Origin of the sequence: Lentzea sp. HUAS TT2 (genome assembly GCF_051853195.1) — a bacterium.
Lineage (GTDB): Bacteria > Actinomycetota > Actinomycetes > Mycobacteriales > Pseudonocardiaceae > Lentzea.
Window position 1 is genome coordinate 5424429 of the sequence record NZ_CP196667.1, and the last position, 18957, is coordinate 5443385.

The 18957-nt window shown below is 70.0% G+C and carries 24 protein-coding genes and 1 pseudogene; 14 read left to right on the forward strand and 11 right to left on the reverse strand.

Annotated features, from left to right (window positions below):
* Positions 1-2 precede the first annotated feature (2 nt).
* Both ACSHWB_RS27030 and ACSHWB_RS27035 read right to left on the reverse strand, forming a co-directional pair.
* Positions 3-1799 carry an HEXXH motif domain-containing protein gene (locus ACSHWB_RS27030; protein WP_439656085.1) on the reverse strand — a complete coding sequence of 599 codons (1797 nt, stop codon included), beginning with the start codon at positions 1797-1799 and terminating at the stop codon, positions 3-5.
* 1 nt (position 1800) lies between these two features.
* The gene (locus tag ACSHWB_RS27035; RefSeq protein ID WP_439656086.1) at positions 1801-1992 is read right to left on the reverse strand and encodes a hypothetical protein; all 192 of its coding nucleotides are present in this window, start codon (positions 1990-1992) and stop codon (positions 1801-1803) included.
* Positions 1993-2346: 354 nt separating this feature from the next.
* On the opposite strand from ACSHWB_RS27035, the gene ACSHWB_RS27040 reads away from it, so the two are divergent.
* Genes ACSHWB_RS27040 through ACSHWB_RS27055 form a run of 4 tightly spaced genes read left to right on the forward strand, consistent with a single transcriptional unit; the run spans position 2347 to position 5611 of the window.
* Positions 2347-2508: a hypothetical protein gene (locus ACSHWB_RS27040; protein ID WP_382444912.1), complete on the forward strand. Its 162-nt coding sequence runs from the start codon at positions 2347-2349 to the stop codon at positions 2506-2508.
* Between the two features lie 57 nt (positions 2509-2565).
* Positions 2566-3501, forward strand: a complete 936-nt coding sequence (locus tag ACSHWB_RS27045) for a TlpA family protein disulfide reductase (RefSeq protein ID WP_439656087.1) — start codon at positions 2566-2568, stop codon at positions 3499-3501.
* Positions 3498-5279, forward strand: coding sequence for an ABC transporter ATP-binding protein (locus tag ACSHWB_RS27050; RefSeq protein WP_439656088.1), 1782 nt, complete (start codon positions 3498-3500; stop codon positions 5277-5279). The genes ACSHWB_RS27045 and ACSHWB_RS27050 overlap by 4 nt, the downstream gene beginning before the upstream one ends.
* The gene (locus ACSHWB_RS27055; RefSeq protein WP_439656089.1) at positions 5279-5611 is read left to right on the forward strand and encodes a S26 family signal peptidase; all 333 of its coding nucleotides are present in this window, start codon (positions 5279-5281) and stop codon (positions 5609-5611) included. The genes ACSHWB_RS27050 and ACSHWB_RS27055 overlap by 1 nt, the downstream gene beginning before the upstream one ends.
* On the opposite strand, the gene ACSHWB_RS27060 is transcribed toward ACSHWB_RS27055, so the two are convergent.
* A complete protein-coding gene (locus ACSHWB_RS27060; RefSeq protein WP_439656090.1) occupies positions 5543-5842 on the reverse strand; it encodes a helix-turn-helix domain-containing protein in 300 nt (99 codons plus the stop codon). The genes ACSHWB_RS27055 and ACSHWB_RS27060 overlap by 69 nt on opposite strands.
* 92 nt (positions 5843-5934) lie before the next feature.
* Positions 5935-6753: a type I methionyl aminopeptidase gene (gene map, locus ACSHWB_RS27065; protein WP_439656091.1), complete on the reverse strand. Its 819-nt coding sequence runs from the start codon at positions 6751-6753 to the stop codon at positions 5935-5937.
* A gap of 123 nt (positions 6754-6876) precedes the next feature.
* Here map and ACSHWB_RS27070 point away from each other — a divergent pair, with 123 nt between their 5' ends.
* Entirely contained in the window at positions 6877-7431 is a 555-nt protein-coding gene (locus tag ACSHWB_RS27070) for an EF-hand domain-containing protein (protein WP_439656092.1), read from the forward strand.
* A 41-nt stretch (positions 7432-7472) separates the two neighbouring features.
* Here ACSHWB_RS27070 and ACSHWB_RS27075 read toward each other — a convergent pair whose 3' ends face one another.
* Both ACSHWB_RS27075 and ACSHWB_RS27080 read right to left on the reverse strand, forming a co-directional pair.
* Positions 7473-8297 (reverse strand): alpha/beta fold hydrolase, encoded by an 825-nt coding sequence (locus ACSHWB_RS27075; protein ID WP_439656093.1) that lies wholly within the window; start codon positions 8295-8297, stop codon positions 7473-7475.
* Between the two features lie 67 nt (positions 8298-8364).
* Positions 8365-9234, reverse strand: coding sequence for a cupin domain-containing protein (locus ACSHWB_RS27080; RefSeq protein WP_439656094.1), 870 nt, complete (start codon positions 9232-9234; stop codon positions 8365-8367).
* Between the two features lie 127 nt (positions 9235-9361).
* On the opposite strand from ACSHWB_RS27080, the gene ACSHWB_RS27085 reads away from it, so the two are divergent.
* From ACSHWB_RS27085 to ACSHWB_RS27115, 7 genes are all read left to right on the forward strand, one after another.
* Positions 9362-9646 (forward strand): ATP-binding protein, encoded by a 285-nt coding sequence (locus tag ACSHWB_RS27085; RefSeq protein WP_439656095.1) that lies wholly within the window; start codon positions 9362-9364, stop codon positions 9644-9646.
* A gap of 28 nt (positions 9647-9674) precedes the next feature.
* Positions 9675-9938, forward strand: a complete 264-nt coding sequence (locus ACSHWB_RS27090) for a hypothetical protein (RefSeq protein ID WP_439656096.1) — start codon at positions 9675-9677, stop codon at positions 9936-9938.
* Between the two features lie 16 nt (positions 9939-9954).
* On the forward strand, positions 9955-10575 hold the full coding sequence (locus ACSHWB_RS27095) for a hypothetical protein (RefSeq protein ID WP_439656097.1): 621 nt from the start codon (positions 9955-9957) through the stop codon (positions 10573-10575).
* A 9-nt stretch (positions 10576-10584) separates the two neighbouring features.
* Positions 10585-11055, forward strand: a complete 471-nt coding sequence (locus tag ACSHWB_RS27100; RefSeq protein ID WP_439656098.1) for a MarR family winged helix-turn-helix transcriptional regulator — start codon at positions 10585-10587, stop codon at positions 11053-11055.
* A gap of 168 nt (positions 11056-11223) precedes the next feature.
* Positions 11224-11514 carry an antibiotic biosynthesis monooxygenase family protein gene (locus tag ACSHWB_RS27105; RefSeq protein WP_439656099.1) on the forward strand — a complete coding sequence of 97 codons (291 nt, stop codon included), beginning with the start codon at positions 11224-11226 and terminating at the stop codon, positions 11512-11514.
* A 27-nt stretch (positions 11515-11541) separates the two neighbouring features.
* A complete protein-coding gene (locus tag ACSHWB_RS27110; RefSeq protein WP_439656100.1) occupies positions 11542-12429 on the forward strand; it encodes an LLM class flavin-dependent oxidoreductase in 888 nt (295 codons plus the stop codon).
* Positions 12430-12612: 183 nt separating this feature from the next.
* Positions 12613-12912, forward strand: a complete 300-nt coding sequence (locus ACSHWB_RS27115; RefSeq protein WP_439656101.1) for a hypothetical protein — start codon at positions 12613-12615, stop codon at positions 12910-12912.
* 43 nt (positions 12913-12955) lie between these two features.
* Here ACSHWB_RS27115 and ACSHWB_RS27120 read toward each other — a convergent pair whose 3' ends face one another.
* From ACSHWB_RS27120 to ACSHWB_RS27130, 3 genes and pseudogenes are all read right to left on the reverse strand, one after another.
* Entirely contained in the window at positions 12956-13540 is a 585-nt protein-coding gene (locus ACSHWB_RS27120; RefSeq protein ID WP_439656102.1) for a zinc-binding dehydrogenase, read from the reverse strand.
* A pseudogene (locus tag ACSHWB_RS27125) lies at positions 13522-13749 on the reverse strand (alcohol dehydrogenase catalytic domain-containing protein); the annotation flags it as partial. The pseudogene ACSHWB_RS27125 and the gene ACSHWB_RS27120, both read right to left, overlap by 19 nt.
* A gap of 108 nt (positions 13750-13857) precedes the next feature.
* Positions 13858-15333, reverse strand: coding sequence for a tannase/feruloyl esterase family alpha/beta hydrolase (locus ACSHWB_RS27130; RefSeq protein WP_439656103.1), 1476 nt, complete (start codon positions 15331-15333; stop codon positions 13858-13860).
* A 93-nt stretch (positions 15334-15426) separates the two neighbouring features.
* Between ACSHWB_RS27130 and ACSHWB_RS27135 the strand changes: the two genes are divergently transcribed.
* Positions 15427-17001 (forward strand): serine/threonine-protein kinase, encoded by a 1575-nt coding sequence (locus ACSHWB_RS27135; RefSeq protein WP_439656104.1) that lies wholly within the window; start codon positions 15427-15429, stop codon positions 16999-17001.
* Between the two features lie 65 nt (positions 17002-17066).
* Positions 17067-17540, forward strand: coding sequence for a cupin domain-containing protein (locus tag ACSHWB_RS27140; RefSeq protein ID WP_439656105.1), 474 nt, complete (start codon positions 17067-17069; stop codon positions 17538-17540).
* A gap of 2 nt (positions 17541-17542) precedes the next feature.
* Here the strand turns inward: ACSHWB_RS27140 and ACSHWB_RS27145 are convergent, their stop codons facing one another.
* Both ACSHWB_RS27145 and ACSHWB_RS27150 read right to left on the reverse strand, forming a co-directional pair.
* Entirely contained in the window at positions 17543-17737 is a 195-nt protein-coding gene (locus ACSHWB_RS27145) for a ferredoxin (RefSeq protein ID WP_330277729.1), read from the reverse strand.
* A gap of 5 nt (positions 17738-17742) precedes the next feature.
* Positions 17743-18951 (reverse strand): cytochrome P450, encoded by a 1209-nt coding sequence (locus ACSHWB_RS27150; protein ID WP_439656106.1) that lies wholly within the window; start codon positions 18949-18951, stop codon positions 17743-17745.
* Positions 18952-18957: the final 6 nt, after the last annotated feature.

Below are 18957 nucleotides of genomic sequence, written 5' to 3' on the forward strand. Positions count from 1 at the left end.
CTTCAGCCGGAGACGAGCTGGCCGAGCCACCAAGCGAGCTTCTCCGGAGTGGGTACGTCACGTGCGGTGCGCCGTAGTTCGCGGTGCACCGCACGTACTACTTCCGGGAGGTGCAGCAGTGCCCGTGCCGCCGGGTTGGGACCGGATCCGCTCAGGGCGAGTCCGAGACCGACCAAGGAGGCAGGCCTGTCGGGATCGACCCGCAGTTCCGCGCGGTAGCCGCGCGCCGCGTCGGTGAGACGGCTGGTCATCAGGGCGAAGTCTGCCTCGGTGGCTCCGGGGACCGCGCGCCAGAGATCACGCCCCTCGTCGCTCGCACCGAGGCGTGCCAGCGTCGCACGGCTTCGGGACCACGGCCCGTCCGGCACCGGTGTCGGTGGGAGATCGGCCAGCGCCAGGGCGACAGGCGGCCTCGCTCGCCCGGCCATCCAGGCATCAGCCGCCGCGGCGACGATTGCGGGATCCGGCCGCAGGTGGCGCAGCCGCCAGCCGGCCCGGTGGTCGGCGGCGAGCAACTCGGCCAGTCCCAGGACGTCCTCGGGCACCGGTTCGTGCTGCCACGGCCCGAGCACCTCCGCGACGCCGTCCAGGAACCGTTGCCCTGCTTCGGTCAACGTCGCGTCGCGTCGCAAGGTCAGCAGGGTGCGCCACGTCTGACCGCGCCAGTGCGCGAACTCGAAGCTCGCGCGCCGCGATTCGCCGGACCGGGCTGTTCCACGCCAGAACGCGGTGACTCCGAAGAACGCGTAGACGCCCTGGAGTGCGCCGCTGAGCGGGCGTGGATCATCCCGCCAGGGCACGTAGATCCGTTCTGTGCGGTCGACTTCGAAGAGCGGCGCCAAATGGAGGATGCCGCCCAGTACGATGTGCTGGAACTCGTGCACCAGCGTGGCGGCGAGGTCGGCGGCGTCCACGGGCAGTCCGATCACGGCGCTGCCGAAGGCCTCGCCGGTCGACGCGCTCGGGTTCTGGAACGGCACGTTCGGTTTGGGCACCACCGAGTTCAGCCCGGCGGCGAGCGCACCCGAGAGTTCCGGTGTGGCATCGAGCAGCAGTTCGCGCGCATCGCTGAGCAGCCGTCGCCACGCGCGGACTTCGGTGATCTGCAGTCGTTCCGGCATCAGCGGCTCGTGGAGCCCGCGATAGGGATCCAGGTCGTCCAGGGTCACCGAAAGCCGATTCGGCCCGGTGCCGGTTCCGCATGTGCGCAGGCCCCACCAGCCGGGAGAGTCGGAGTCGAAGCTGGCCGGCAGCCGCACCTCGCCGTGCTCGCCGGAGACCACGTAGCGGCCACGCCCGCCCCGCACCTCGGCGGTGGAGAACTGGTCCGGAACCGGCAACCGGGCGGTCCCGAGCGAGGGCAGGACCACGTTGCCTTCCCACAGTGGTACGGAGATCTCGAACTCCAGGTCGGCCATGATCGCCGCGGCCGCCGCGAGCGCGTGCACGTGGCCGAGGTGCATCCACAGTGGACAAACACCGTCGGCGCCATTGTTCAGCAACCGGGTCGTGTAGCCGGCCCAGCTTCCGGTGTACGGGTGCGCGAACGCCCGGTCGAGGGCTGTGGGCGATACGTTCTCCACTCGGGCGAGCAGGTCCCACACCACTTCGAGAGGTGGCAAGGGCCCGTACGCCCCCGGTGCTTTCGCTGAGAGTTCGAGCAACGCGTGCACCAGGAGTTTTCGTCTGCTGAGTTCGGCTCTGCGCAACCGGCCGATCATGTGCGCGTCACCGCTCAGGCGCGCGAAGGCGTCGAAGTCGCTCCACGGCAGGCGGTGGAACGGGGTGGCCTGCTCCATGTCAGTCGATCCGTTCGCCGCCTCCGCTGTTGTCGCTTCTGTAGCCCGCGCTGACGCAGCCGGCTCGTTCGACGACATGCCGCAGCGATCGGCTCAGGAGGTCGCCGTCGAGCTCGCGCAACCTGGTGAACGGAACGCCTTCGAGGTCGATCAGCGCGGATTCCAGGTCCGGCTCCAAGCCCGATGAGCCCATGGTGTCGATTCCCCTCACGCCGAGTGCCGGTGCAGGCAATCCCATGATGACGCAACAATGAAGGGTTCAGGTAGGCCGACATCTAACGTTTCCTTGCGCCGAAACGACCAACGGCCGCGGAGATCGTGCCTGCTCAGGCATCGCTGGCCTGGAATTGGACAGAAACTGGAAGCCTTTTGACGCAGGCCTTTCCCGGGTGTGTCCGCGCTGATCCGAAAGGCCTCGCCCCTGTTCCTGCGCACGGGGCAGCCGCAGTCCGAGAGCGTCCGACACCGTCCGACCCGCTTCGTGATCGGGCCGCGCTCGGCCAGCGTGGAGCGTGTTGATGTTGGTCGAACTGGGAGGAGCGGACCCGTGAAGCGTTTCGCGAAGCTGGCCGGCGAACGGCTCGTCGGACTCGTGCTGCCGAAGATCGATGCCGGTGCCTGCGTGCCGGAGCACGGGCAGTGTTGCAAGAAGGGCTACCGCTTCAACTGCAACGGCATCTGCTCGTCCGTGAGCAGCACCTGCAAGTGACACAACGGGGTGCCGGCGACCTGTCGCCGGCACCCCGCCTGCTGCCTGGGGGCTGACGTGCTCGACCTGTTCGCTCGTGTGCTGCTCGCCGCGGTGTTCCTCGCGGCCTTCGCCGGCAAGGTGCGGTCGCGGCAAGGGTTTGCGGAGTTCCGCGACTCGCTGGCCGCGCTGGTGCCTTTGCCTGCCCGCTTTCTGGCCGTCGCCGTGCTCGCAGGAGAAGCGGTGGCTGTTGTGCTGCTCGCCGTTCCCGGAACGCGGCTCGGGTACGGGGTTGCCGTCGCGTTGCTCGTGGTGTTCTGCGGCGGGATCAGCCTGGCGATGGTGGGGCGGAAGGCAGTGCGCTGCAAGTGTTTTGGCGCTGGTGGTGACGTGCTGGGGATCCGGCACCTCGTGCGCAACGGGGCGCTGATCGCCGTGGCTGCCGTGGGCGCGTTCGTGCCGGCACCCGATTCCTGGGAGGAACCGTTGACCCTGATCACGATTGCCGTCGTGCTGCTCGCCGTGGTGGTGGCGCTGCACGTGTTGTTCACGTACGGGCTGGTGGTCAGGGTCCGGGAGCTGCAGGAGAACGCCGGGCCGCAGCGCGAGTCGAACCTGCCGCGGCCGGGGATGGTGGTCAAGCCGTTCTCGGTGGTGGACACGGACGGGGTCGCGTTCACCGAGGCGGATCTCGACGGGCCGGTGCAGGTCGGCTTCTTCTCGGTCGGGTGCGGGCCGTGCCGGACTTTGACCGACGCCCTGCTCGAGGATCCGCCCGCCGCGCGGTTCGTGTCCTTTGTGGACGGAGATCCTGGTGATCCCGAGGCCACGGCTCGGCTGGTCGAGAAGGTCAGCGGGCTGGGGCGGGTGGCGGTGGTCGGCACTGATGACCCCGTGTTGTCCGCCTTCGAGGTCATGGCTTACCCGACGTTGCTGTACACGCACGGGGGAGTGGTGACGGCGTCCGGGATCAAGCTCGCCGACTTCGCCGGCGTGCCGGCGCCGGTGGCATGATCCGCAACGCCCTGGCGGCGCTGGCGCTGCCCTTCCGGGCCGCGCCGCTGCTCGCCGGAGGGACCCTCGTGCTCACGGTGGTCGCCGGTGCCGCGCCTGCTAGCGGGGCGTGGCTGACGATGTTGCTGGTCGACGGGCTGACGTCGGACGGGGCCAGTGCCGGGCGGGCGGCTTTTCTGGCGGTCGCGTCGGCGCTCGCCGGTGGGGTCGCCATCGCGTTGCTCTACCTCTGCGGGCATCTAGGGGAGGTGGTGCGGCACCGGGTCGCGGTCGAGGTGGAGAGCAGGTTGTTCGAACGGATCGCCACGCTGCCGGGGCTGCGGCGGATCGAGGATCCCGCGTTCCACGACCGGGTGCGGCTCGCCGAGCAGGCCGCGCAGGAGGCGCCCGGCACGATCTCGCAGTTCACCCAGGAGGTCGTGCGCTCGGTCGTGCTGCTGGCCGGCTTCACCGGTGCGTTGCTGGTGGTGTGGCCGCCGATGACGTTGCTGCTGCTGGCTTGCGTGGTGACGGCGGTGTTCGCCCGGCTGGCCACCGCACGGCGCGAGGCGTCGACGGAGGAGGCCTGGGTGGCGACGGACCGGCGGCGGCTGTTCTACCGGGCGTTGCTCACGGATGTCCGTGCGGCCAAGGAGATCCGGCTGTTCGGGCTCGGGGAGTTGTTGCACGGCAGGATGGTCGGCTCGCTGGAGACGGTCAGCGGTGCGCGGCTGGAGGCGCAGCGCAGGGGCACGGTGGTGCAGAGCGCGCTGGCGTTGCTCGGCGCGGTCGTGGCCGGGGCGGGGACGGTTGTGGTGGCGCTCAACGTCGCGGCGGGGCGGTCGTCGGTCGGTGACCTCGTGCTGTTCCTCGGGGCGGTGGCCGGGGTGCAGACCGGGCTGTCCGGGGTGGTGCTGCAGCTCGGCGAGGCCGGGCGCGCGGTGCGGCTGTTCGGGCACTACCTGGACGTGATCGGCACCTCGGACGACCTGCCGGCCGGTACCGGCGTGCCCGGTGCGGCGGCGATCGAACTGCGGGACGTCTGGTTCCGGTACTCCGACGACGGTCCGTGGGTGCTGCGCGGGGTGAACCTGACCATTCCCGCCGGCGCTGCGGTCGGGCTGGTCGGTGTCAACGGCGCGGGCAAGAGCACGCTGGTCAAGTTGCTGTGCCGGTTCTACGACCCGCAACGGGGTTCGATCACCTGGGGCGGTGTGGACCTGCGCGACCTCGACGTCGCCGCGCTGCGGGCACGGATCGGCGTGGTGTTCCAGGAGTTCATGACCTACGACCTGACCGCGGCGGAGAACATCGGCATCGGGCAGGTGGGCGCGCTGAACGACCGGGCGCGGATCGTCGCGGCGGCAGGGGCGGCACGTGTCGGTGACACGCTGGAAGCCCTGCCGGACGGGTACGACACGGTGCTGTCGAGGACCCACGCGGACGAGGAACGGACGGGCGTCACGTTGTCCGGCGGGCAGTGGCAACGGGTGGCGCTGGCGCGGTGCCTGATGCGCACGGACGCCGAGCTGATGATCCTCGACGAGCCGACCTCCGGCCTGGACGCCGAGGGGGAACACCGGGTGCACGACACGGTCCGCCGGCACGCGGACGGCCGGACGCGACTGCTGATCTCGCACCGGCTGGCCGCGCTGCGCGGTGCAGGCCTCATCGTCACCCTGGCCGGCGGGCGGATCGCCGAGCAGGGTGACCACGACGCGCTGATGGACGCCGGCGGCGAGTACGCGCGCCTGTTCCGGTTGCAGGCGGACGGCTACCAGGACGTGAGGCTCAGCTGATGTGGATCAGGGTCACCGTGCGGGGCAACAGCATGTCGCCTGCCCTGCACGACGGTCAGAAGCTCCTGGCGCGCAGGCTCTTCCGCCGGCCGCGGCACCACGAGGTGATCGTGTTCCGGGTGCCGGACCCCGAGCTGCCGCACCGGGTCAAGCGGGTGGCGGCGGTGGCGGGAGACCCGGTGCCGGCGTGGCTCGCCGGGACGTTGCCCGGTCTGGCCCGCGTACCGGACGGTTTCGTCGCCGTGGTGGGCGACAACCCGCGTTCACAGGACTCCCGTCAGCTCGGACTGATCGACTGCAGGGACGTCGTCGGCGCGGTGCGAGGAGCGTGAGCGCCTGCACGCCGCGACCCAGCGCAACCGCCACCGCGTCGGGTCCCCGCCGCACGCCCGCACGATCGCCAGCACCGTGTCCAGCCGGGGAAACCGGCGGCCGGTCAGCGCGTCGTGCAACGTGCTGCGGGCACACCCGGTGCGGCGTGCCAGTTCGCGATACGACAATCCACCCAGCAGACGCAGCTCGTCCAGATCTGTGCCGAGCTCCGTCCTGCCCCCTGAGGCCATCCAGACTCCCGTGTTGTGGGTGATCCGTTTCCTCTCCTTGCGCCCACTGCATGGTTACCCGAGGGTGCGGGAATCCGCCACTGGCCTCGCGACTAGGGCAGCCGGGCCTGCGCCGCGTCAGAATCGGCCTGGGCCTCGAGCTCGCTCCGGCGGCGGGTCAGCACCAGCGGACCGTCCTCGGTGATCGCGACGGTGTGCTCCGAGTGCGCCGTGCGCGACCCGTCGGCCGAACGCAGCGTCCACCCGTCCTCGTCGTAGATGATCTTGTCGGTCGTGGCGGCGAGCCACGGCTCGATCGCGATGGTCAGGCCGGGCTCGAGCTTCATGCCGTGCCGGCGCCTGCCGTTGTTCGTCACGTGTGGCGCCTCGTGCATGGTGCGGCCGATACCGTGCCCGCCGAACTCGAGGTTGGGCGTGTACCCGAACCGGGTGCAGACCTCACCGATCGCCGCGGAGATGTCACCGATCCGGTTGCCCACCTGTGCCGCCTCGATCGCCGCCGCCAGTGCGATCTCGGTGGCGCGGATCAGGCGCAGGTCCTCCTCGCGCGGCGTGCCGACGACGACGGTCATGGCCGAGTCGGCCGCCCACCCGTCGATGAGGACGGCGATGTCCATGGTCAGCACGTCACCGTCCTCGAGCACGTAGCTCTTCGGCAGGCCGTGCAGCACCGCGTCGTTGACGGCGAGACAGGTCACGTTGCGGAACGGGCCACGGCCGAACGGCGGCGAGTAGTCCCAGTAGCAGGACACCGCGCCGCGCTCCTTGAGCATGTGCCGCGCGTGGTGCTCGAGGTCGAGCAGGTTCACGCCGACCTCGGCCCTGGCGGAGAGCTCGTCGAGCACCTCCCCGATGAACTGGCCGGTGACGTGCATGCGCTCGATCTCGGCGGGTGACTTGAGCTCGATCAACGTGTTCCTCCATCAACGGGTACCGGTATAACAATACCGGCTTCGCGGAACCGGCTGAACAACACCACCCAGGAGAGGGACGCGCGTTGCGAACGGCCGGTTCCGTCACCACAGTGCCTGGTCATGAAGCAGGTGCTGCAGCACAGGATCGACTCGACCTTCGCCCACTACGACGTCAACCGCAACGGCGTCATCGAACTAGCGGACATCTACGCGCTGGCCAACCGGCTGCTGCAGGCGTTCGGCGAACCGGCGTCCTCGGAACGGGGCCGCGAGCTGCTGGACGCCTACGACCGGTTCTGGGAGATGCTGGCCGACCACTGCGACGCCGACCGCGACGGCCGCATCGGCCCGCAGGAGTACCGCGAGGCCATGATCGAGGCGTTCGTCGAGGGCGGGCCGATCGCCATGGACTTCCTCGAGGTCGTCCAGTCGCTGCTGGACATCATGGACACCAATGGTGACGGCCGGGTCGACTCCGCCGAGTTCGCGGTGCTGCTGAAGGCGCGCGGGCTGGCAGAGGCGGACTGCCTGACGGCGTTCGGGCACCTCGACACCGACGGCGACGGCGCGATCAGCGTGCAGGAGTACGTGACGGCGGTGCGGGACTACTACACGAACCCGGCGGAGGACACGCCGGGGAGCTGGCTGTACCCGAAGGCGCTGGAGCGGGTCTGACGCACGGGCCGGGCGCGCTCCAGCGCCCGGCCCAGTCCGGATCAGGCGCGGATGAACTCCAGCAGGTCGGCGTTGATCACGTCCGCGTGCGTGGTCGGCATCCCGTGCGGGAAGCCCTCGTAGACCTTCAGCGTCCCGTTCTTCAGCAACGGCGCGGACAACAACGCGGAGTCGGCGATCGGCACGATCTGGTCGTCGTCGCCGTGCAGCACCAGCACCGGCACGGTGATCTTCCGCAGGTCCTCGGTGAAGTCGGTCTGCGAGAACGCGACGATGCCCTCGTAGTGGGCCAGCGCCGAGCCCATCATCCCCTGGCGCCACCAGTTGCGGATCAACGCCTCGCGCGGCTCGACCCCGTCGCGGTTGAAGCCGTAGAACGGCCCGGACGGCAGGGCCAGGTAGAACTCCGAGCGGTTCGCGGCGAGCTGGGCCTGCAGGTCCTCGAAGACCGCCAGGGGCAGGCCGCCGGGGTTGGCGTCGGTCTGCACCATCAACGGCGGCACCGCGGCGAGGATGGCCGCCTTGGCCACGCGGGACTCGCCGTGCTGTGCGATGTAGTGCACCACCTCGCCGCCGCCGGTGGAGTGTCCGATGTGGACGGCGTCGTGCAGGTCGAGGTGGTCGGTGAGTGCGGCCAGGTCTGCCGCGTAGTGGTCCATGTCGTGGCCGGTGGCGACGTGCGACGAACGGCCGTGGCCTCGCCGGTCGTGGGCGATGACCCGGAAGCCCTGGCGCACGAAGAAGAGCATCTGGGCGTCCCAGTCGTCCGACGACAGGGGCCAGCCGTGGCTGAAGACGATCGGCTGGCCGGTGCCCCAGTCCTGGTAGAAGATCTCGACGCCGTCGGGTGTGGTGATCGTGGGCATGTCGTTTCTCCGTCCTGTGTTGCTGTCGGGAACGACTCTGGTCGAGTCACGAGCCTGGCTGAGCCTGTCAGATGACTGGTGCGGTGACTGCGGTCGTTCGACCGTGACTGACGAGTAGACGGGACTCGCGGCGGTACCTCGCGGGCGACGTGCCCAGCGCCGCGCGGAACGCCTGGCTGAACGCCGACTCCGAGCGGTAGCCGACCTCCCCGGCCACCCGCGTCACCGGCAGGTCGGTGCGGCTGAGCAGGTCGGCAGCGGCCATCATGCGGATCGCGGTCAGCAGCGTCGCCACCGTCGTGCCCGTCCTGGCGCTGAACCGGCGCAGGAACGTCGCCCGCGACATCGCCGCCTCGCTCGCCAGCCGGTCGATCGTCCACGGCTCACCCGGCTGCTCCAGCACGCCGGTGATCACGCGGCCGAGCACGTCGTCGCCCATCGCCGTCCACAGGCCGGGGGTGTCCAGGCGTTGGTCCGGGCGGCTGCGCAGGGTCATGACCAGCAGCGCGTCCAGCAGTGCGGAGATCACGGCCTGGGAGCCGGCGCCGTCGAACACGGCCTCCGCGCGCAGCACCTCGGCCAGTGCCAGCGCGGGCGGGTCCAGTGTCACGTGCACGACCGCGGGCATCAGGCGGAACAGCAGCGCGCCGGCGCCCTGCTCGAAGCGGTAGTGGCCGCAGAACAGGTCGATGCCCTCGTCCGGCGCCGTCACGACGTGCGCGTCGCCGTGCGGCAGGAGCGCCATGTCGCCCGGCAGCAGGTCGACCGAGTACGTGCCCGACGTGAGCGTGCAGGTGCCGTCGAGCAAAAGGTGGAACGGCACCACGCCGGGGTCCGCCCGCGGGTTGTCCAGCGTCACGCTCCCGGCCGTCAGGCAGCGCACGTCGATCTCGCCCTCCGGCCGTGCCAGGCGGACGAGCCCGCTCAAATTAGTCACGATTCACTACTATCATATTCCTTGACTAGATCCGATTCCGACGGAAACTGAGTCGCTCGGGTGTGGTCATCTCGATCGGCGTGAGCCATGTTCCCGCGGGAACATCGCAGCGGGGAAGGAATGGCCAGTGCCGCTGATCGGCCGTGAGCAGGACATCAGTTCGATCAGGGCGTACTTCGACACCGCCGGCGTGCGCGGCGGGGCGCTGCTCGTCACCGGTGGGGCCGGGGTGGGCAAGACCGCCGTCCTGGACGAGCTCGCCGCGCGGGAGGGCGGGGCGCGGGTGCTGCGGGCGGCCGGCGCGCAGTTCGAGTCCGAGGTCGGTTACTCGACGCTCAACCAGCTGCTGTTCCCCCTCGGCGACGAGATGGCGCCGCTCGGTGAGGCCCACCGCACGGCGCTGAAGTGGTGAGCTCGCGGTCGGCAGCGGGTTCCTCGTGGTGACGGCCCTGTACACCCTCGACGGCATCGTCGGTGAGCTCGAACGCCCTGAGCGGTTCGGCTGGATCGCCGTGAGCGACGGGCTGAGCTTCTACCAGTCGTGGTTGCTGGTTGCCGAACCTGACGGGCGCACCCGTGTGCTCTTCCAGGAGGCCTCGCGCGGGCCGTCGGCGGTCCTGCACGCGTCCCGGCGGCTCGACCTGACAGGGGAGTGGATGGCCTCGCTCGATATAGTCAGGTATCATGACTATCACGATGAATGACTAGCTGGGAGCCGTCATGATCACCACGCTCGACCACGAGGCCGTTTTCGAGCAGGCCTGGACCGAGCAGGGCACCACGACCGTGGACCTGCCGCCCGTGCGGGTCAACGAGGTGCTGCGCGAGCGCTACCGGGTGTCGCCACCGTTCGAGTACACCGGCACGCGGCTGTGGGACATGGAGGTCCGCAAGGCCAAGGCGCCGGACGTCTTCATCCCGACCGTGGTGATGCCGGGAGCGGAGAGGTTCCCGAGCGCGTGGCACGGCCAGGTCGAGGAGTTCACGCGGGTGTCGGAGCAGCGGCTGTGGGCCGACTCCGGCCGCACCGCGCTGATCATCGAGCACGTGCGGCTCGACCACGGGCACCGTCGCGCGTTCTTCGTGGGCGACGACCGGTTCGAGGCGCCGGACGGCCGCGTGTTCACCGCGGGGACCGGGCAGCCGGTCTTCCACGTCGAGCACTCGGTGGGCGGCACGGAGACGGACCCGCTCAACCTGTGGCGGATCGTGCACCTCACCGACGTGCGGGACCCCGCTCTCGCGGCCGCGTTCGACGAGCTGGCGCACGACCCGTACCTGCGGGTCTTCGTCGAGGTCCATCTGAGGGAGGTCCTCGGGCGCGAACTCGTCCGTCGCTAGGGTGGTCCGATGGTCACCCGCGCGGAACGCAACGCCTCGAACCCCGATCTGGGAGTCCTGTCGGGCCGCCTGCTGTTCGCGGTGCAGCGCGAGCTCTTCCAGACCCTCGCCGACATGGGGTTCGGCGACCTGAAGCACCGGCACGGCGCGGTGCTTGCCTACCTGGACCCGGACGGTGTGCGCGCGACGGACCTCGCGCAGCTTTCCGGGCAGCACAAGCAGATCATCGGCACGCTGATCGACGAGCTGGAGGCGCTCGGTTACGTCGAACGGCGGCCGGACCCGAGCGACCGCAGGGCGAAGCTGATCTGCCCGACGGCCCGCGGCCTCGCGCAGATGCAGGCCGCGGACCACATCATGGCCGCGATGCAGGAACGGCACGCCCAGCGCGTCGGCAAGGGCGAGTACACGCGCTTCAAGCGCCTGCTGACCGACATCACCGAGCACCAGCGCCTGGCCGGTCGGTCCTCAGTGGACTGACCGGCCGCCCGCTCACGCGTTCGCGGCGCGCAGTGGCTGCACCTCACCCGGCTCGCCGGATGGCGCGTGATGACCGGCGTTCTGCTGGCCGCGATCACGGTGTTCATCGGCACCATCGGTGGCGTTCACTGCCTGGATTTAGTAACAAATCATGACTATCATGAATCTGTGACCACTTCAGTCGAACTGACCCGCTTCCGCGTCGTACCAGAAAAGGTCGAGGCGCTGCTCGCCGCCCGTCCCGGCATGATCGCCGACTTCGAGGCCGACCGGGAGGGGTTCCTCGGCGCCCGGCTCGTGCGGCTGCCCGATGGTGAATGGCTCGACATCGTCGAATGGCGTTCCTCGGAGGACTACGCCGCCTCCAGCCGGAAGGGCCCGAACCTGCCCGGCATCAAGGCGTTCTTCGACGCGATCGACTCGCTCGTCACGGCCGAAGAGGGTGTGCTCTCCGTCTAGGGGAGTGCACGGAGAGGGGAACGTAAAGTGTTGCAGGCACTCAGCTTCGGCGTCTCAGTCGCACCGACCACGGACGTCGAGGAGAACAGGGCCGTCGTCGCGGCGGCCGAGCGGGCGGGGCTCGACCTCGTCGGCGTGCAGGACCACCCGTACGTCGCCGACTACCTGGACGCGTTCGCGCTCATCGGCGATCTCATCGCGCGCACCAGCAAGATCTCGTTCTTCCCGGACGTCGCGAACCTCCCGTTGCGACCCGCGCCGATGCTGGCGCGGCAGGCGAGTGCGCTCAGCAGGTTGTCCGGCGGCCGGTTCCACCTGGGGCTCGGTGCGGGCGGGTACTGGGACGCCATCGTCAAGCTCGGCGTGGCTCGGCGCAGCCCCAAGGAAGCGTTGGAGGCACAGGAAGAAGCGATCGCGTTGCTGCGCGGGCTCTGGCAGCCGAGTGGCCACGTGACCGCGTCCGGGAAGTGGTTCTCGGTCGACGGCCTGGCCGCGCAGCCACCCGCGCCCGGCGGGGTCGAGATCTGGGTCGGCGCGCAGGGTCCGCGCAGCCTGGCGCTGACCGGACGGGTCGCGGACGGCTGGGCCGCACCGATTCCGTCGTACCTGCCGTACGAGAAGTGGCCGGAGAGCAACGCGCTCATCGACCGGGCGGCTGTCGAGGCGGGTCGCGAACCTGGGGACGTGCGCCGGATCGCGCAGCTCGTGGGCACGATCACGGACACGCCCAGGTCCGTCGAGCTCCAGGGTTCGGCGCCGATCCGCACGGACGCGCAGGGGTGGGTGGACCTGCTGACCGAGCTCGCCGTGCAGTCGTTCACCGGTTTTGTGCTGTGGCCTGAGGAGAACGCCGCCGAACAGGCTCGCCGTTTCGGCGAAGAGGTCGCGCCGGCAGTGCGCGACCGGTTGGAGTAGAGGATTCCCGATGTCTCGCAAGATTCCTTATGGTCCTGAACCGTCCCAGTTCGGCGTGCTGCACCTGCCGCATGGCGACAGCCCGTTCCCGGTCGTTGTGATGATTCACGGCGGCTGGCGGACCTCGACGGCGAACCGCCGCGCGGGGCTCCCGGCCCGGCCGAGCCCGACTACTGGCCGATCGTGGCCGCAGGGGTCGGCCACGGCATGACGCGGCTGCTGCTCGGGGCCTCGGCGGTGGAGGATCCCGGGCTGTACGCGGTGACGTCGCCGGTGGAGATGGCCGACGCCGGTGTGCCGGTGCTCGCGATCCACGGCGGCGCGGACGAGGTGATCCCGGCGGAGTTCAGTCGCGCGTATGCGAAGGCGCATGCGCCGGTGGAGTTCGTGGAGTCGCCCGGTGGTGACCACTTCAGCGTGATCGAGCCTGACGGGCACGCGTGGGCGGTGGCGCGGAAGTGGTTGGCGGACAAGCTTTCCTGACAACGCGAATCGGGGCCTGGTCACCCAGGCCCCGATTCGTCGTTCAGAGGTCGATGACCACCCGGCCGGCGGCGCCGGTCTGTTCGGCCGCGTCCTGGGCGTCCGCGGTCTGGTCGAGGCTGAACCGGGCGGCGATCGGGTACCGCAGTTCGCCCGCCGCCAGCACGGCCGTGAGGTCGCGGGCCGCCAGTTCGTTGGCTTCCTCCGGGAAGTCGTCGTTGCTCAGGTACTGCACGGTGATGTTCTTGAACGCCAACGGCCAGTACGGCAACGGCGCCTCGGCGTCGCTGGTCGCATAGGTGGCGATGACCCCGTTGTACTTCACCACCTCGACGTCGAACGCGGCGTTGCCCGCGAGGTCGATCTCGGCGACGCGGTCCACGCCGTCCGGTGCGATGGCCTTGATCCGTTCCACCGCATCACCTGTGTCGAGCCGCACGACGTGATGTGCGCCCGCCGCCAGGACTTCCTCGACCTGGCTCGCGTGCCGCACGGTCGCGATGACCGTCGCGCCACCCCGGCGTGCCACGGCGAGCGCGGCCCGGCCGACACCGCCGAGCGGGCCGGGACGACGACGAACTCCGCCGCCGTCCCGGACGGCCGGTACGACTGGGCGAGGTACACCCACACGCGCTCACCCTGCCGCGCCGGGTCCACTGTGGAGCCCACCGCGTCGATGGTCCCCGCGCCGTCACCGTGCGGGATCACCCGCGGGTACGTCATCACGGAACCCCAGTGACCACGCCGTTTTCCCACGTCCCCGACGTGCACGCCGGAGACCGCGACCCGCACTCTCACCTCGCCGGGACCCGGTTCGGGCACGGGTACCTCGCCCACCTGGAACCCTCGTGGGCGGGACCCTGCTTCTCGTAGTAGGCGGCGCGCATCGCTGGAGCTCCCTCGTCGTCGGATATAGTAACTCTAGTTGATAGTCACTAACCCTGACTAGATGCAGCGGTAGCTGGAGGCCGCCTTCGGGTCGCCGTGCAGGTACCGCGAGACCTTCGGGTACGCGCAGAGGTCGCGCGCCGAGTCGGCCGTGGCTGCGGTCAGCGTCGCGGGGGCCTTGCCACGCTCGACCCAGTCGACGAGCTGGCCCAGGGCGTTCGTCGGCTGCGCGCCGTTGCCGCCGAAGCAGTGGTCGACGCCAGGAGCGGTGAACAGGCGGTAGAAGTCGTTCACGTACCCCATGCGCCGTTCGACCGCGTCGCGGTACTTCAGCGTGCCGCCCGGCGGGATCAGCTGGTCGTTGGTGCCGACGAACGTGATCAGCTTGCCGCCCGAGCGCCGGAACGCGGACAGGTCGGGGTCGGACGTGCCGATGACGTCGTCGAACTCGCGGACCGACTGCCGGAACAGGTCGCGGTACTGGGCGTAGGTGAGCTTCGAGGTGTCGAAACCGGGCTGCTTCAGCAGAAAGCTCTGCACCCACAGCGCGGCGACGGGGAAGCCGGGGCCGGGGAAGCCGGGAATCGTGCCCGCCAGCCAGACCGGGTCGGCGCCCTTCGGCAGACCTGGCCAGAGGCTGCGGCCGCGTTCGTCGGTCGGGCCGTCCCAGATCTTGCGCATGACGTCGGCGTCGGCCTTCGACACCGTGACCTCGTTGCCCTCGCACAGGATCTTCGCGCCGACGAGCCGGCGCGGGTCGTAGCCGCACCGGTCCGGGCGGTCGACGATGCCGTTGGTGACACCGTCCTGGGCGTCGCACGCCTCGACGGCGGCCTTGCGGAACGCCTCCAGCACGCAGTTGCCGACGACGTGGTTGTCGTTGCCCTGCACCACCTGCGGCCACAGGGTCGCGACGGCGAACTGGGACCAGTTCACGGCGGGGGCGTTGGCGAGGACGCCGTCGTAGTCGTCCGGGAACCGCTGCGCCTCCGCGTACCCCTGGCGGCCGCCGGTCGAGCAGCCGTTCCAGTAGGAGTACGTCACCGAACGCTGGTAGTGCTTGCGCACCACCTGCTTCGCGACCACGGCGGCCTCGTGCACCGAGCGCGTGGCGAAGTTGGTGAGCAGCGTCCGGTCGATCTCGCCGTTCTTGAGCGCCCAGCTGGTGTTGAGACCGTCCAGCACGCCCGCATCGGTCGTCACGGCCGCGTAGCCGTCCTTCACGGCCTGGGCGAACGGCGCACCGGTGTCACCCGCCGCGTACGCACTGCCGCCGACGCCCTGCAGCCGGCCCGTCCAGCCGGTCAGCGGCAGGCCGACCACGACCTTCACGTGGTCGCCGGTGTGCGTGAGCGTCACGGTGATCTCGCAGTGCTCGGGACGGCTCACGGCGTCCACGGACTCGATCTTCGCACCGGCGGGGGCGTTGACCGCGACCGTCGTGCAGTTCGGGGTGCTCGCCGAGGCCGGCGCGAGTGGTGTCAGGCCGGTCAGGAGCAGCGTTGTGGCCAACAGCTTCGTCAGTCGTCTCACGCCGCGCGACGTTATGCAGGGCCTCGTGTCCGTCGCGCCCGTCAGGTGACGCTGCTCGTGTACGTCACTGGACCGGGTGAAAGACTGCCGCGCATGCGCGAGGTGGGCAACAGACGCTACCGGCTGGAACGGGAGCTGGGCCGCGGCGGCATGGGGGCCGTGTGGCTGGGCAAGGACACCGTGCTCGGCCGCGACGTCGCAGTGAAGGAACTGCTGCTGCCCGGCAACGTGCCGTCCGGCGAACGCGCCGTGTACCAGGAACGGGTGCTGCGCGAGGCCCGCATCGCCTCGCAGCTGCAGGATCCCGCCGTCGTCACCGTCTACGACCTCATCTCCGAGGACGACCAGACGTTCATCGTGATGGAGCTGATCAACGCCCCCACGCTGGAGTCGCTGGTCGAGACCTCCGGCCCGCTCACCACCCGAGCGGCCGCGACGCTCGCGGGCCAGCTGCTCAACGCCCTGGAGGCGGCGCACTCGTCCGGCGTCGTGCACCGGGACGTCAAGCCGGGCAACGTGATGGTGCCCGGCAAGGGCACCGCGAAGCTCACCGACTTCGGCATCGCCCAGTCCGTCGACGACCCCCGGCTGACGGCGACCGGCACGTTGATCGGCTCGCCCGCCTACATGTCCCCGGAACGGCTCGCGGGCGGCGACGCCTCACCGGCCTGGGACCTGTGGGCGCTCGGCGCGACGCTGTTCTTCGCGGTGGAGGGGCGCGGCGCGTTCGACCGCCCGACCACCGCGGCGACGATCCTCGCGGTGATGAACGAACGCCCGGTGCCCAGGGTCGCGGGCCCGCTCGGCGAGCTGATCACGGGCCTGATGGACCCCGACCCCGCCCGCCGCCTGGACGTGGCCAGGGCGCACAGGCTGATCGAGCACGCACTCGCCGCCGCGGAGCTCTACCCGACCAGGCCGCCGGTCGTGACCGGCCCGGTGGTGGACGGCAGGCCGACGATGGCGGGCCCGACGCTGAAGGTGGACGTCGCCGCGCTGTCGAGCGGCCCCACCTCGGGCCCGGTCGTGATCGGCCAGTTCGCGCCCGCCCCGGTCCTTCCCGTTCCCCCGCCCAGGAAACGCCCGGTCGGCATGATCGTCTCGGCCACGCTGATCCCGTTGTTCCTCGCGGGCGCGCTGGTCCTGTTGTACTTCACCGTGTTCAAGCCGATGTTCACGAACATGGGCCTGGGCGTGCCGGACGGCCCCGCGAGCACCCCGGCGATGCAGCCCGTCCTGACGTTCGGTCCGGACGGGGACATCAAGGACGACTCGCTGATGGCGTTCCGCAACTCCTGCCTCACCTGGCTGCCCGCGAAGGACGCCGCGCCGCCCAAGACCAAGGACCGCGTCGGCTGCTACGGGGAGCACGACGTCGAGCTGCTCGACACCGTCCTCGCCAGCACCGAGATCGAGAAGGACGTCCCGTACCCCGGTGCCGAGGCGCTGACCAAGCTCGGTGGCACCGGCTGCACGCGCACGTTCCTGTCGGACAAGGTGACCGGGCAGGACAAGGAGAAGACCCTGCGGTACTGGGTCGTCATCCCGACCGCGGAGGCGTGGAAGGTGAAGACGGACAACGGGTACCGCACCTCCAGCCGGCTCATCCACTGCTTCGTCGGCAAGGCGGACGGGACGAAGCTGGTGGAGCCGTTGATGAAGCAGTAGGTGTCACATTCCCGCGGGCTGTCCGGTCTTCTTCTCAGGAACCCGCGAACAAGGGATGAAACACCATGTCCTACCCCGAGAAGGTCTACTTCGGCGACACCGGCGAGGTGAGCGCGCACTACCGCCCCGCGAGCACCCCGATCGACAACGGTGTGCCCGGCAGCGGCATCCACTACCTCGCCACCACCGAGACCACGCGCGGCGAGTTCGGCCTCTACCGGGTCGTGATGAGGCCGAAGGCGGGAGGCCCGGCGACGCACTTCCACCGGACCATCTCCGAGTCCTTCTTCATCCTCAACGGTGTTGTGCGCCTGTACAACGGCGACAGGTGGATCGAGGCAGGAGAAGGCGACTTCCTGCACGTTCCGCAGGGCGGGCTGCACGCCTTCCGCAACGACGCCGACGCACCGGCCGAGATGCTGCTGCTGTTCACGCCGGGCGCGCCACGCGAGGAGTACTTCGAACGGCTCGGCGAGGTCGCGGCTGCTGACCGCGCCGCGTTCCTCGCCGAGCACGACTCGTACTTCGTCGAGACCTGAGGTCAGTCCTCGACCGCGATCGCCGACGCCGGGCACACCGCCGCCGCATGCCGGACGTCGGCCAGGCGCTCCGGCGGCGGACTGGCGTCGAGCAGGTCCACCAGACCGTCGTCGTCGCGCTGGTCGAACACGTCGTCGGCGGCCAGCACGCACTGCCCGGCTCCGACGCACTTTCCCTGGTCCACCACTACCTTCACGGCTGTTACCTCCAGGTGACGGGCAGCTCGGCGACGCCACCGGTGAGCGTCGCGCGGACCTGAAGCTGGTCGATGTCCTTGGCCAGCCGCATCTCCGGCAGACGCTTGGCCAGCGCGGTGAACACCACGCGCAGCTCGGTGCGGGCCAGTGAGGCGCCGATGCAGAAGTGCGCGCCGTGGCCGAACCCGAGATGTGTCCTCTCCGGACGGTCGGGGTTGAACTCCTCCGCGTCGGAGTACACGGTGACGTCGCGGTTGGCCGCGTTGATCGAGAGGACCAGTGCGTCGCCCGCCTGGATGGTCACGCCCGCGATATCGACGTCCTCCTTCGCGTACCGCAGCAGGCCGAGGTCGCCGGGGGCGCCGAGGCGCATGACCTCCTCGACCACCGCGTCGACCCTGCCGTCCGGGTCGGCGACGAGCGCGTCCCAGCGCGAGCGGTCGGTGAGCAGGAACAGCACGCCGAGGCCGATGCGGTTGACGGTGGTCTCGTGGCCCGCGAACAGCAGTCCGACGCAGAGGCGGACCATCTGCACGTAGTCGAACGACGGGTCCTCGCTCTGCGCGCGCACGAGGTCGGAGATCACGTCTTCGCCGAGCGCCCCGCGCTTGCTCTCCACGAGGCCGACCATGTAGCGGAAGAACTCCTCGCGCGCCTTGTGCGCCTCCTCGCCGATCTCCGTGCCCGCCATGCGTTCGGACAGCGACGCGAACTTCTCGTTGTCCTCCTCCGGCACGCCGAGCAGCCGGCAGATCATGGCCACGGGCAACGGGAACGCGAGGCCGTGGTGCAGGTCCACCTCGCCGGTCACCGAGTGCTGGGCGATCAGCTCGTCGATGCAGGCGTCGACCAGCTCCTCCATGTTGTCGCCCAGCATCCGCATCCGCTTGGCGGAGAAGGCCGGCGTCAACAGCCGGCGCATGCGCGTGTGGTCGGCCTCCTCGGTCTCGTACTCGCCGGTCGGGCCGTCCTGGACGGCCGCGGTCGAGATGCGCGAGGCCTTCTCCGGTTCCGGGTGGGAACGGCCGAAGCGCTTGTCGCCCAGCAGGAGGCGGACCTCCTCGTAGCGGGTCACGAGCCAGGCGGGGTCGCCCGCCGGCGTCGTCACCGGTGCGATCGGTGCCTCGCGTCGCAGCACCTCGTAGAGCGGAGCGAGATCGAGGACGTTCGGCCTGGCCAGCGGCAGCTTCAGGCGCTCTGCGTCAATGCTCATGCACCG

Excerpts from the sequence above, each read along its gene's own strand:
- ACSHWB_RS27035 (WP_439656086.1), bottom strand. The coding sequence starts at position 1,992 with ATGGGCTCATCGGGCTTGGAGCCGGACCTGGAATCCGCGCTGATCGAC.
- ACSHWB_RS27100 (WP_439656098.1), top strand. The coding sequence starts at position 10,585 with ATGGTCACCCGCGCGGAACGCAACGCCTCGAACCCCGATCTGGGAGTC.
- ACSHWB_RS27055 (WP_439656089.1), top strand. The coding sequence starts at position 5,279 with ATGTGGATCAGGGTCACCGTGCGGGGCAACAGCATGTCGCCTGCCCTG.
- ACSHWB_RS27075 (WP_439656093.1), bottom strand. The coding sequence starts at position 8,297 with ATGCCCACGATCACCACACCCGACGGCGTCGAGATCTTCTACCAGGAC.
- ACSHWB_RS27135 (WP_439656104.1), top strand. The coding sequence starts at position 15,427 with ATGCGCGAGGTGGGCAACAGACGCTACCGGCTGGAACGGGAGCTGGGC.
- ACSHWB_RS27060 (WP_439656090.1), bottom strand. The coding sequence starts at position 5,842 with ATGGCCTCAGGGGGCAGGACGGAGCTCGGCACAGATCTGGACGAGCTG.
- ACSHWB_RS27050 (WP_439656088.1), top strand. The coding sequence starts at position 3,498 with ATGATCCGCAACGCCCTGGCGGCGCTGGCGCTGCCCTTCCGGGCCGCG.
- ACSHWB_RS27095 (WP_439656097.1), top strand. The coding sequence starts at position 9,955 with ATGATCACCACGCTCGACCACGAGGCCGTTTTCGAGCAGGCCTGGACC.
- ACSHWB_RS27070 (WP_439656092.1), top strand. The coding sequence starts at position 6,877 with ATGAAGCAGGTGCTGCAGCACAGGATCGACTCGACCTTCGCCCACTAC.
- ACSHWB_RS27140 (WP_439656105.1), top strand. The coding sequence starts at position 17,067 with ATGTCCTACCCCGAGAAGGTCTACTTCGGCGACACCGGCGAGGTGAGC.
- ACSHWB_RS27150 (WP_439656106.1), bottom strand. The coding sequence starts at position 18,951 with ATGAGCATTGACGCAGAGCGCCTGAAGCTGCCGCTGGCCAGGCCGAAC.
- ACSHWB_RS27030 (WP_439656085.1), bottom strand. The coding sequence starts at position 1,799 with ATGGAGCAGGCCACCCCGTTCCACCGCCTGCCGTGGAGCGACTTCGAC.